The following is a 12248-nucleotide window of genomic DNA, read 5'->3' on the forward strand; positions in this document are numbered from 1 at the left end:
CTGTTTTTGTCGGTGAAAAGCTTTATAGTCCTGATTTCAGGCTAGCTTCAATAAATTTGTCCAGATCGCCATCAAGAACCGCTTGAGTATTACGGTTTTCAATGCCCGTACGGAGGTCCTTAATACGTGAGTCATCCAATACGTAAGAACGGATCTGGCTACCCCAGCCAATGTCAGACTTAGCGTCTTCATTAGCTTGTTTTTCCGCGTTTTGCTTTTGCAATTCAAGCTCAAATAGCTTCGCTCGAAGCTGTTTCATTGCCTGATCTTTGTTCTTATGTTGAGAACGGTCATTCTGACACTGAACCACTGTATTCGTAGGTACGTGCGTAATACGTACCGCAGATTCTGTGGTGTTGACGTGCTGACCACCTGCGCCTGACGCACGGTAAACGTCGATGCGTAGGTCAGAAGGATTAATGTCGATGTCGATATTTTCATCAATCTCTGGATAGATAAACGCAGACGCAAATGACGTATGGCGACGGCCGCCTGAATCGAACGGAGATTTACGAACAAGACGATGAACGCCCGTTTCAGTGCGCAACCAACCGTAGGCATACTCACCAGAGATGCGAACTGTTGCCGACTTAAGACCCGCGACTTCACCTTCAGAGACTTCAATCACTTCAGCTTTGAAGCCCTTCGCCTCTGCCCAGCGTAGGTACATACGCAGCAGCATGTTGGTCCAGTCTTGTGCTTCCGTACCACCAGAGCCAGCTTGCAAATCGATGTAGCAATCTGAGCTATCATGGTCACCCGAGAACATACGACGGAATTCAAGCTTTTCTAGCTTCTCTTCCAACTCAGCAAGTTCTGGTTCAATTTCGTCAAATGTTTCTTGATCTTCTTCTTCTACAGCCAGCTCAAGAAGACCTTCTACGTCTTCTACACCTTGCTCTAGTTGATCAATAGTTTCAACAACCGCTTCTAGCGATGCACGCTCTTTACCCAGTGCTTGTGCACGTTCAGGTTCGTTCCATACATCGGGTTGTTCAAGCTCTGCGTTGACTTCTTCTAGACGCTCTTTCTTCGCGTCATAGTCAAAGATACCCCCTCAGGACATTTGTGCGCTGAGACACGTCCTGCAGACGGTTTTTAATTGGATTGATTTCAAACATGTTTACTCAACATTTTAGAATAGAATTTAACCGAGAAATTCTACTGAAAAATGTGACCGAGATACAGGAAAATTTCGGATGAGAAATCAGATTGCGGTTAGAGAGAGCACGGTCATAAAATTTTACACCCTCTTAGGGGCAACCGTACTCTATAAGAAAGGTTAATCTAGATATTACTTAGCTTCGATATGATCGATCATCAATTGCAGTGATTGATTACCACGAAATTCATTCACATCCAATTTGTAAGCTAAACGTACCGTTTTAACTGATGCATCCGGCCAGCGACGCAAATCAACATTAAATGCAATACCATCGATCATCACATTGGTAGGATGACCTTTGTAAAGCGGCTCTAACATCAATTTAAGATGCTTCTCACCCACCAGCTTTTGATGCAACACTTTAAACTCACCATCAAAGATTGGTTCAGGGAAGGCTTGTCCAAAAGGGCCACCAGACCGCAGCTGTTCAGCGACATGCATAGAGAATTCTTCAGGCTTAAGTTCACCATCTGACATGATCACGCCTTTTAGCGCCGCTTCATCGAGTTCCTTTTTTACCACTTCATCAAATAAACGGCTGAAACGTTCGAAATCCTGCTCTTTAATTGTTAAGCCTGCCGCCATCGCGTGACCACCAAATTTGATGATCAAACCTGGGTTTTGCGTGTCGATGAAATCCAACGCATCACGCATGTGTAACCCCGGAATAGAACGACACGAGCCCTTAATTGTCCCTTCTCCGCCATCAGCAAATGCGATGACTGGACGGTGAAACTTCTCTTTGATGCGCGAGGCCAAAATACCAATCACACCTTGGTGCCAATCACGCTGGAACAAGGCTAAGCCATAAGGAAGCTCACTGCCTTCACCAAACTGAAGACGCTCGCAGAAAGCCATCGCTTCTTGCTTCATGCCTTCTTCAATCTCTTTACGAGTTTGGTTCAAACCATCCAGTTCACTTGCCATACGACGAGCGGCGTGAATGTTGTTACACATCAACAGTTCAACACCAAATGACATGTCATCAAGGCGACCTGCAGCATTGATACGAGGGCCTAAAGCAAAACCAAAATCGGACGCCACCAAACGACGCGCATCACGCTTCGCGACCTCAATCAATGCTTGAATGCCAGGGCGCGCTTTGCCCGCACGAATACGTTGCAAGCCTTGGTGTACAAGAATGCGGTTGTTTTCATCCAATGGAACGACGTCGGCGACGGTACCCAGTGCAACAAGGTCAATCAGTTCCATCAACTTAGGCTCTTGCATGCCCTGCTCAGCAAACCAATTGTGTTTTCGCATATGAACGCATAGTGCCATCATGAGATAAAATGCGACCCCGACACCAGCGAGCGCTTTAGACGGAAAATGACAGCTCTCAAGGTTTGGGTTCACCATTGCATCCACATCAGGCAACACTTGTCCCGGTAAGTGGTGATCGGTAACGAGCACGGTAATGCCGTTTTCTTTTGCGTAACTCACGCCTTCGATTGATGACACACCGTTATCTACCGTCATGATCATCTCAGCGCCAAGCTCTAATGCCTGGTCAACGACTTCTGGGCTTAACCCATAACCGTCTTCAAAACGATTCGGTACTAGGTAGTCCACATTGTGACTACCAAGCATACGCAGCGCGAGCACCGACAATGCAGAGCTCGTCGCACCATCAGCGTCAAAATCACCGACAACGATGATGCGTTTTTGTTCTTTTATTGCCTGAAACAAAAGCTCGACCGCTTGCTCAATCCCCCCGAGTTTTTGGTAAGAATGCAAACCACGAGCTGACGTTTCTAGTTGCGCAGGATCCGTAATCCCACGGTTGATGTAGATACGTTTGAGAATCGGAGGAATGGAGTCAGGAAGAAGGGAAAGATCAGGTTCAGGACGTCGTTGAATTTCTATCATGCTTGAAAAGAGCCGGCGACTTTGCCGGCTCTGCTCCTAAAGGATTATTGTTGCTTTAAACGTTTCAATAGCTCTGCAGGTGGTAGGTAACCGCCAACCATTTCGCCATTCGGTAAGAAGATCGCTGGCGTACCAGAAATTCCCAATTGGCGGCCTAGATTGTAATGTGATTGGATGGTTTCTTTACACTGTTTTAAGTCTTTCGCAGGGTTATCAAACGTACGATTCACTTTCGCGTTGTGCATTGCCGACTTTGGATCTTCAGCACACCAAATCGTCGCCATTTGCTCTGCCACTGAGCCAGTAGCACCTTGGCGAGGGTAAGCCATGTAACGCACTGTAATGCCTAGATCGTTATAGCCTTGCATTTGGCTGTGCAGACGCACACAGTAACCACAAGTGATATCAGTAAATACCGTCACAGCATATTTTTCATCGTCGGCTTTGTATTCAATCATGCTATCGGAGAACTGCGCGATTTTCTCCGCATTAAGCGGCGCTTGGCGCTCTGCAATGACATCTTTGTAACTACCATCGTCATTGATGGCATAAAGCGTACCGGCGATAAAATGGCTACCATCATTTGAAGCAAACAAGATCCCGCCATTAGTTTGGATTTCCAATAAACCAGCAACTTCTGATGGCTGAATATCAACGATAGATAAACCAAGCTTTGAGAACTTAGTTTTTAATGCTGCTTCATCAAAATTGCTTTGCGCAGCTGGCGCCACTTGCTGTGCAGGAGTGTCCGTTTTAGCCTGACTTTCTTCTGCACCACACGCGGTAACAAAAAATGGTAAAGTCAGCAGAGTTAGTCGGCGTAATACGCTCATGAAATTCACCTTAATATAAAATCGTTTTTCCAAGAAGACATGGATGAATCTAACCATTGTTATGCTCTTGGGTGGTGTTGACTGTGGATCTGCTTCAATCGTTCAGTCGCCACGTGAGTATAAATTTGCGTGGTCGATAAGTCACTATGTCCTAATAGCATCTGTACGACCCTGAGATCTGCGCCATAGTTCAATAAATGCGTGGCAAAGGCATGACGCAGTACGTGCGGCGACAACTGTTCAGTGTCAATCCCTGCTATCAAAGCATAGTACTTAATACGGTGCCAAAACGTCTGACGAGTCATTTGCCTTGCGCGTTTGCTAGGAAAAACAATATCAGATGATGTATCACCAAGTAACGCAGGGCGCCCTTGTTGAATAAACGTCTCGATCCAATCTACCGCGTTCTCCCCCATTGGCACTAAGCGCTCTTTACCGCCTTTACCTGTGACACGCACAACACCTTGACGCAAACTTATGTTTTCCATAGTTAAACTGACCAATTCCGTCACACGCAAACCAGTCGCATACAGCAGTTCCAGCATCGCTTTATCCCGCAATTCCACAGGATCATTCGGGTCTGGCGCTTCGAGCAAGGCGTCCACTTGCTCTTCACTAATATCTTTGGGCAAGCGTTGTGGCAGTTTAGGACTGACCAAGAGCGCACTCGGATCATCAGCACGTACTTTCTCACGATGCAGATATTGGAATAAACGGCGAATTGCCGACAACATACGCGCACGGGACGTCTGCTTGTAATCCAAGTCTACAAGGTAGCTTTGGTATTCTTGCAAGCCAGACAAACTAATGAAATCAAGACGGTAGCGATGTTTCTCCATCCACGTGAGCAGCTTCATCAAATCATTTCGATAGGAAGCCAGCGTGTTCTCTGATAGCCCACGCTCCATCCACATCGCATCTAAGAATTGCTCAACAAGCGAAAAATCTTGTTGATTGACAGGCTGTTGTGCCGTCATGAACGCTTCCTTATCTGTTTATATTTACAGTACTTAGATTAAGGCACCTGCCGATCCAATACCATAAAAAAATCATCCCGCTTAGGATATTCGCTGCAATCTTCCTCAATTTATGGTTAGAATCTTCCACAACAGCAACACAAATAACGATGAATATAATGAAAATCGGACTCTTTTACGGCTCAACGACCTGCTACACCGAAATGGCAGCAGAGAAAATTCGTACCATTATTGGTGAAGACCTTGTCGACATTCACAATGTGAAAGAGACACCGTTATCACTAATGGCGGACTACGACTTATTACTCCTTGGCATCTCAACTTGGGACTTTGGTGAAATTCAAGAAGATTGGAACGCGATTTGGCAAGACATCGCAACAACACCATTAAAAGGTAAAGTTGTCGCGCTGTTTGGTCTGGGTGACCAAGAAGGCTACGGTGAGTGGTATTTGGACGCGATGGGCTTACTTCACGATGAATTACAAGCGACCGGCGCAACCTTTATCGGTTACTGGCCAAATGAAGGCTACGAATTTGAAGCATCGAAAGCACTGATTGAAGATGGCAGCAAGTTTGTTGGACTAGCGTTAGATGAAGACTCGCAGTACGAACTGAGTGATGAGCGCATCGAAAAATGGTGTGAACAAGTTCTTGTGGAGTTCCACGACACACTTTAATAGTGTGAACGCTTCAAAGATAAAACATAAAAAGCCCGATGAAGTAATTCATCGGGCTTTTTAATATCTTGATAGTGCGAAGTTATTACGCTGTTTCTTGTGCTAGCTCTGGACGAGGTTTCGCGATGAAGAACATGCACACGATAGCCGCAAATGTTGGAAGCACCCAACCCATGCCCACTTCGAATAGTGGCAACATGTTAAACGCAGAAACATCAACACCCGATACTTTTGCCGCATCAACCAACGCAAACAGCAGAGATACAAGCAGTACCGCGCGGTAAGCAAAACGTGGATTTGGCAGTTTGCTGCGTACAAATGTTAGTGCAACCAATGCAATCGCTACTGGGTATAACGCAAACAATACTGGCACTGACAGAGAAATCAGTTGTGCAAGGCCGACATTCGCAACCAACGCACAAACAGAACCGTTAATAAGTACCCATTGCTTGTATGACAGTGGCGTTTTCGAGCTGAAGAAATCTGAACACGCAGAAATCAAGCCAATAGCCGTTGTCAAACACGCTAGTAATACAATTACAGACAGAACGATTTGACCGTATGGACCAAACAGCGCTTGAACGTATTGGCTAAGTACCAGACCACCGTTATCTGCACCAGCAGCAACAGTTGCACTCGTCGCGCCCAAGTAGAATAGTGAGATGTAAACAAACGCAAGACCGGCAGCTGCAATACAACCTGCATAGATCAGATACTTAGTGGTTGCAGAACGCTCAGTAATGCCTTTACCTCGCAGTGCATCAACCATCAGCATGCCAAACATCAATGACGCGAACGTATCCATTGTGTTGTAGCCTTCTAGGAAGCCTTTGGTCAGTGGTTGCGTTAAGTACTCACCGTGCGCGCCCAGCATGTCACCTTGAGGATCAATAAATACCGCCACAGCAAGAATGATCAAGCCGACAAACAGCGCTGGAGTCAGCACTTTACCAATCAAGTCGATAAGACGGCCTTGGAACCATGAGAACATCATCGCCGCAATAAAGAAGATCACTGAAAATGCAGTGAGATGCGTTTGTGACGCTTCAAGGAAGAAAGGTTTCACCGCCATCTCGTAAGCCACTAGGCCAGTACGAGGCGCAGCAAACGCAGGACCGATGATGATGAAGATCAACGCAGCCATAATAACCGCTGCTTTTTTCGGAAGGTCTTGCGTTAAGTGATCCCAAGAACCACCAGCAACAGCAATAGCAACGATAGTAATAAGAGGTAGACCTACCGCTGTTAGCAAGAAACCAAACATCGCTGGCATTAAGTTTTCACCGGCTAGCTGACCCGCTAGAGGTGGAAAGATGATATTGCCCGCACCTAAAAAGAACGCAAATAGCATAAAGCCTACTGCGATAATATCTGTTAGTTTTAACGTCTGCTTCACAGATAACCCTTGTCTTTTAATTAATGAATGTTGTGTATGCTTAGACCACTTTTTGTATACCTAAAGTCAATAAGTACACGTGGTTCAATCTATAAAATTTTCGCCGCATAATGACGAAAGACTCATCATTTGGCAACCTTTAAGAAAAAAACACCATATTAATTTAGTTTTCAAACTTAAAAGCAGTGGATATAACCAGTTCTAAACAACAGACCAGTTCTTTATCTCGATCAATTAACAATACAATTTAATAACCAACAAAACAACAATCTATACAATTAAGAAACAATAGAGAAATTCACTTAATTATTGAGCAAACATAAAACAATCATGAAGAGCAAAAAACTGAAAACTAAGGGCTTCAATTTTAAGCAATTTTGTATTGAGGGCGGCGAGAGTGGTATGCCCGTCAGCACTGATGGGGTCATGCTTGGTGCTTGGATTCAAAGCCCGAACAACGCTCAAATTCTCGATATTGGCACTGGCACCGGGTTGCTTGCCCTGATGTGTGCCCAACGCTTTACAGAAGCTCAAATAACCGCGGTCGATATTGAATTAACAGCTATTGAAGCTGCGCAAAAAAATGTGGTTCAGTCGCCTTGGTCAGATCGTGTGAGTGTGCATCATTCCGACATACTAGACTTTACGCCGACGCATCCATTCCAACGCATCATTTGTAATCCGCCCTACTTCAACAGCGGCGAGCAATCGAAACACAGTCAACGTGCAGCCGCGAGGCACACTGATACGCTACGCCACAACGCATTGCTACAACGTTGCTATCAGTTGCTTGATGAACAAGGGAAAGCTAATTTTGTGTTACCAATCACCGAAGGCGAACGGTTTATTGAACTAGCATTACACCAAGGTTGGCATCTATCGCGAGTCTGTCGTGTACAACCATCAGAAAAGAAACTGGTACATCGACTGTTATTTGAACTGGCGAAGCAGCCTTGCGATACTCAAGAATCCCATTTAATAATTCATTCGCATGACGGTTACAGTGACGATTTCGTCCAATTAACCCGCGAGTTTTATCTTAAGATGTGAAATAACATGTGATCCTTATCACCAATCACTTTATAATGTGCGACCTTTTTGTATTCTATGCTGTTGTGGCGAACCATTAACCAAGCTTTGCTTGTGGAGAACTCATTGTGATCAGAACCTTTGCTGAACTTGATCTAGACCAAAACCTACTTGAAGCCATTGAAGAGATGGGTTACGAACGCCCAACAAAAATTCAGGCAGAAGCGATTCCACAAGCGTTGGATGGTCGTGACATTCTAGCGTCAGCGCCAACAGGTACTGGTAAAACGGCAGCCTTCGTCCTGCCTGCATTGCAATACTTGCAAGACTTCCCTCGTCGCAAGCCTGGACCTGCGCGTATTTTGATCCTAACGCCGACGCGCGAATTGGCGATGCAAATCGCCGATCAAGCACGAGCTTTGGCAAAAAACACTAAACTGAACATTTTCACCATCACAGGTGGTGTTCAATACCAAGAGCACGCCGATATCCTTGCGACAACACAAGACATTGTGGTTGCAACGCCTGGCCGTTTAAAAGAATACATTGATGCAGAGCGTTTTGATTGCCGTGCGATTGAATGGTTAATTCTGGATGAAGCAGACCGTATGCTAGACATGGGTTTTGCTCCTACTGTCGATCGTCTATCTAACGAGTGCCGCTGGCGTAAACAAACCCTTCTGTTCTCAGCAACGCTAGAGGGTAAAGGCGTAGAAGGCTTTACCGCTGATCTGTTGAATGATCCAGCAGAGATCGATGCAAAATCGCCACTGCGTGAGCGTAAGAAGATTGCTCAGTGGTACCACCGTGCTGATGATGCAGAACACAAGCTTGAATTACTAAAACACATTATTACTCAGCAAGCAGAACGCACCATCGTCTTCTTGAAGACACGTGAGCGTTTGGCAGAGCTACGAGCGCAGCTTGAGAGTGCACAGATTCCATGTTCTTGGATTCAAGGTGAAATGCCTCAAGATCGTCGTAACAATGCGATTTCTCGCTTCCGCGATGGTGCTGTGAACGTGCTGCTCGCGACGGACGTTGCTGCGCGTGGTATCGACCTTCCGGATGTGTCACACGTTATTAACTACGACATGCCACGTACGGCTGATGTTTACCTTCACCGTATTGGCCGTACGGCTCGCGCAGGAAAGAAAGGTAACGCTATCTCAATCGTAGAAGCACACGACCAACCAATGATGGATCGCGTTGCACGTTACGTGAAAGAAGACATCAAAGAGCGTTTCGTGAAAGAGATGCGTCCAAAACACAAAAAACCTGTGTTTAAGAAGAAAAAGAAAAAAGAAGACAAGAAGAAACCAGCGAAAAAGAAAACCGCTAAGAAGAAGTAATCTTGTTGGGGCGAAATAGCCTAAGCTAAAACATAACAAAGGGTTGGCACTGCCAACCCTTTTTCGTTTGTGTTTATTGAGATTAACGTAGACTACGTCTCAATCAGTTTTAGTTTTGCTCTTCGCGTTTAAATACTAACTCTGTTGGTGTCGATTCATCTTCAACAAAGTAGTAACCCGCCGTATCAAACTTAGTCAGGTCTGCCACGCTCTCAATACGGTTTTCGATGATGTAACGCGCCATCATGCCGCGCGCTTTCTTCGCGTAGAAGCTGATGACCTTGTATTGGCCATTCTTACAATCTTTGAATACTGGCGTGATCACTTGCGCATCTAAGTTCTTTGGCTTCACCGCTTTAAAGTATTCATTTGATGCAAGGTTGATAAGCACATTATCACCTTGAGCAGAAATCGCTTCGTTAAGCTTGTCCGTAATAACATTGCCCCAAAACTGGTACAAGTTCGTACCTTTGTCGTTTGCAAGCTTGGTACCCATTTCAAGACGGTATGGCTGCATCAAATCAAGTGGTTTTAGTAAACCATAAAGACCCGATAGCATACGCAGATGATCTTGAGCATATTCGAAGTCTGCTTCAGATAAACTTTCGGCGTCTAGCCCTGTGTAAACGTCACCTTTAAATGCAAGAATGGCTTGTCGTGAGTTTTCCGTGGTAAACGTTTCACTCCACTCTTGGAATCGGCCCACATTTAAATCGGCAATCTTGTCGCTCACTTTCATTAAAGAGGCAACATCAGCAGGAGTCAGTTTGCGGCAAACATCGATAAGCTCTTTTGAGTATTCGACCAACTCAGGTTGAGTAAATTTTTCTGTCGCTAACGGAGACTCGTAATCAAGAGTCTTCGCTGGAGAAACTACGATAAGCATGACTTTCCCTTCTCTAATTTTGTTTTTTAATAGGGTACAAAAAAAGCCATGCATTGTCTGCATGGCTTTTTACATCGTACTAATAGCTTTCAACTATGAGTGATAGCTCACTTAGTCTTTTTTATCGTTGTACCAAATGCCTTCTTCAAGCTGAGATTTCAGCTCAGGGAAGTCATTCGCATCAAACGTTGGTACTTTACCTTCACCAAGTTGGCGGTTGTAATCTTTTGCTAGCTTAATCACGATGCCAGATAGCAAGATGATTGCCACCAAGTTGACTATCGCCATCAGCCCCATCGAAACATCAGCAAGTGACCATACGACTGGGAGCGAAGCAAGTGCACCAAACATCACCATACCAAGAACAACAACGCGGAAGATGCTTAGGCCCGCCTTATGGTTGTGCTCTAGGAAGATTAGGTTCGTTTCAGCGTACGAGTAATTCGCGATGATTGATGTAAATGCAAAGAAGAAGATTGCCACGGCAACAAAGATGCCACCCCAATCACCAACTTGCGAGCTCAATGCACGCTGAGTTAGCTCGATACCCGTCACTTCTGTTGCTTGACCGACATACTCACCTGACATCAGGATGATAGCCACTGTCGCTGAACAGATAACGATCGTATCCATAAATACACCTAGCATCTGAACATAACCTTGAGATGCAGGGTGTGGTGGGTAAGGCGTTGCTGAAGCCGCCGCGTTTGGCGCAGAACCCATACCCGCTTCGTTCGAGAATAGACCGCGTTTAATACCGTTAATCATTGCCTGTGCAATCGCGTAGCCAAGACCACCAGCCGCCGCTTCTTGCAGACCAAATGCACTCTTAAAGATAAGCATTAATACATCAGGTAGCTTCTCTAGATTAGAGAACATGATGAACAGTGCTAGAGCCAAGTAAAGCAGCGCCATGATCGGAACGATCATCTCTGCTACTTTTGCGATACGCTTGATACCACCGAAAATTACAATCGCAGACAGTACTACAACCGCGATACCAACGTACAGGTCACTCCAACCAAATGCGGTGCTCATTGCATTTGCAATTGAGTTAGCTTGTACGGCGTTGAATACCAAACCAAAAGCGATGATTAGGAAAACTGAGAACAATACGCCCATCCAACGCATGCCCAGGCCTTTTTCCATGTAGTAGGCAGGACCACCACGGTAGTTGCCATCATCATCTTTGGTTTTGTATAGCTGCGCCAGAGTACTCTCTGCAAACGACGTTGCCATACCAAGCATTGCGATCAGCCACATCCAGAAGATCGCGCCAGGACCACCTGCAGTCAATGCAACTGCAACGCCCGCCATGTTACCTGTACCAACACGTGCAGCAAGACTAGTACAAAGCGCTTGGAAAGAAGAAATACCAGCTTTGTCTGCTTTACGACTGTTCTTAAGAACAGAGAACATGTGGCCGAAATGGCGGAACTGAATGAACCCTAATCGAACGGTGAAGTAAATACCAACACCAACAAGAAGATAAACCAGAATCGAACCCCAAAGGAGATCGTTCATCAAATTGATTAAGTCTGTCATGTGTACCTCAAAGTGAGTTGCGCCGGTCTATGCGTCCAAGCCATCCACCAAATTGCCTGCTAAGTGTCAAAGTGTGCTTAGCTTTTTAAGTAATGTTTATGGGCAATCTAGAATCGTAAACGTCGCTTCATGCATCCATTTTACGTACCAGCGTATTTTTTGACGGGCGGATAATGCAACCTAGGAGCGCAAAAATCAATATGCAACCATGATAATAACATTGTTATTTTTCACTATAAAGTCACCAAAAAATAACATAAATGGAAGACTTAACACCCATAAACCGCAACATTTCAATTACCAAATGCCAACATAAATAATTATCGCCCACCAAACAGAACGGAGACCCATATAATTAAGACCAAGCTAGTATTCACAAGGTGTTACATAAATTTGCTCTAGTGCCTTACCATCTAATTGAACACTATTTCATCAAACTGGTTTTATGCAACTTTGACCTTTGCACTGTCTCCCCACTCGCCAAATCGAATTAACATTGAAAATCTCTCTATTTAATCG

10 protein-coding genes are annotated in these 12248 nt (G+C 45.1%); 3 read left to right on the top strand and 7 right to left on the bottom strand.

Features of this window, described 5'->3' with window-relative positions; genetic code table 11:
• Positions 1 to 22: 22 nt before the first annotated feature.
• The 4 genes from prfB to xerD all read right to left on the bottom strand — a co-directional run bounded on the left by prfB (position 23) and on the right by xerD (position 4844).
• Positions 23 to 1121 (bottom strand): peptide chain release factor 2 gene (prfB, locus tag NL645_RS16440; protein ID WP_100068604.1). Its coding sequence is split into 2 segments (ribosomal slippage): positions 23 to 1045 and positions 1047 to 1121, totalling 1098 coding nucleotides; the frame shifts between segments, so codons are not numbered across the junction.
• Between the two features lie 173 nt (positions 1122 to 1294).
• Entirely contained in the window at positions 1295 to 3034 is a 1740-nt protein-coding gene (recJ, locus tag NL645_RS16445) for a single-stranded-DNA-specific exonuclease RecJ (protein ID WP_253652054.1), read from the bottom strand.
• Positions 3035 to 3078: 44 nt separating this feature from the next.
• Positions 3079 to 3867, bottom strand: a complete 789-nt coding sequence (gene dsbC / locus NL645_RS16450) for a bifunctional protein-disulfide isomerase/oxidoreductase DsbC (protein ID WP_253652055.1) — start codon at positions 3865 to 3867, stop codon at positions 3079 to 3081.
• A gap of 59 nt (positions 3868 to 3926) precedes the next feature.
• Positions 3927 to 4844: a site-specific tyrosine recombinase XerD gene (gene xerD / locus NL645_RS16455; protein WP_005397336.1), complete on the bottom strand. Its 918-nt coding sequence runs from the start codon at positions 4842 to 4844 to the stop codon at positions 3927 to 3929.
• 158 nt (positions 4845 to 5002) lie between these two features.
• Here xerD and fldB point away from each other — a divergent pair, with 158 nt between their 5' ends.
• Positions 5003 to 5521 carry a flavodoxin FldB gene (gene fldB / locus NL645_RS16460; protein ID WP_005397338.1) on the top strand — a complete coding sequence of 173 codons (519 nt, stop codon included), beginning with the start codon at positions 5003 to 5005 and terminating at the stop codon, positions 5519 to 5521.
• Positions 5522 to 5606: 85 nt separating this feature from the next.
• Here the strand turns inward: fldB and brnQ are convergent, their stop codons facing one another.
• Entirely contained in the window at positions 5607 to 6917 is a 1311-nt protein-coding gene (gene brnQ, locus NL645_RS16465; protein ID WP_006742676.1) for a branched-chain amino acid transport system II carrier protein, read from the bottom strand.
• Positions 6918 to 7247: 330 nt separating this feature from the next.
• Here brnQ and NL645_RS16470 point away from each other — a divergent pair, with 330 nt between their 5' ends.
• Positions 7248 to 7967, top strand: coding sequence for a tRNA1(Val) (adenine(37)-N6)-methyltransferase (locus NL645_RS16470; RefSeq protein ID WP_253652056.1), 720 nt, complete (start codon positions 7248 to 7250; stop codon positions 7965 to 7967).
• 107 nt (positions 7968 to 8074) lie between these two features.
• A complete protein-coding gene (srmB, locus tag NL645_RS16475; RefSeq protein ID WP_253652057.1) occupies positions 8075 to 9298 on the top strand; it encodes an ATP-dependent RNA helicase SrmB in 1224 nt (407 codons plus the stop codon).
• 109 nt (positions 9299 to 9407) lie between these two features.
• Here the strand turns inward: srmB and yaaA are convergent, their stop codons facing one another.
• Positions 9408 to 10184, bottom strand: a complete 777-nt coding sequence (gene yaaA, locus NL645_RS16480) for a peroxide stress protein YaaA (RefSeq protein ID WP_005396292.1) — start codon at positions 10182 to 10184, stop codon at positions 9408 to 9410.
• A 111-nt stretch (positions 10185 to 10295) separates the two neighbouring features.
• Positions 10296 to 11729 (bottom strand): sodium:alanine symporter family protein, encoded by a 1434-nt coding sequence (locus tag NL645_RS16485; RefSeq protein WP_005396293.1) that lies wholly within the window; start codon positions 11727 to 11729, stop codon positions 10296 to 10298.
• Between the last annotated feature and the right edge of the window lie 519 nt (positions 11730 to 12248).

Source organism: Vibrio sp. Y51_MX_L26 (assembly GCF_024181935.1).
Taxonomy (GTDB): domain Bacteria; phylum Pseudomonadota; class Gammaproteobacteria; order Enterobacterales; family Vibrionaceae; genus Vibrio; species Vibrio diabolicus.

What these genes read in the sequence shown, in the direction of transcription:
- yaaA (WP_005396292.1), bottom strand. Translation starts at nt 10,184, where the DNA reads ATGCTTATCGTAGTTTCTCCAGCGAAGACTCTTGATTACGAGTCTCCG.
- xerD (WP_005397336.1), bottom strand. Translation starts at nt 4,844, where the DNA reads ATGACGGCACAACAGCCTGTCAATCAACAAGATTTTTCGCTTGTTGAG.
- NL645_RS16485 (WP_005396293.1), bottom strand. Translation starts at nt 11,729, where the DNA reads ATGACAGACTTAATCAATTTGATGAACGATCTCCTTTGGGGTTCGATT.
- dsbC (WP_253652055.1), bottom strand. Translation starts at nt 3,867, where the DNA reads ATGAGCGTATTACGCCGACTAACTCTGCTGACTTTACCATTTTTTGTT.
- fldB (WP_005397338.1), top strand. Translation starts at nt 5,003, where the DNA reads ATGAAAATCGGACTCTTTTACGGCTCAACGACCTGCTACACCGAAATG.
- recJ (WP_253652054.1), bottom strand. Translation starts at nt 3,034, where the DNA reads ATGATAGAAATTCAACGACGTCCTGAACCTGATCTTTCCCTTCTTCCT.
- NL645_RS16470 (WP_253652056.1), top strand. Translation starts at nt 7,248, where the DNA reads ATGAAGAGCAAAAAACTGAAAACTAAGGGCTTCAATTTTAAGCAATTT.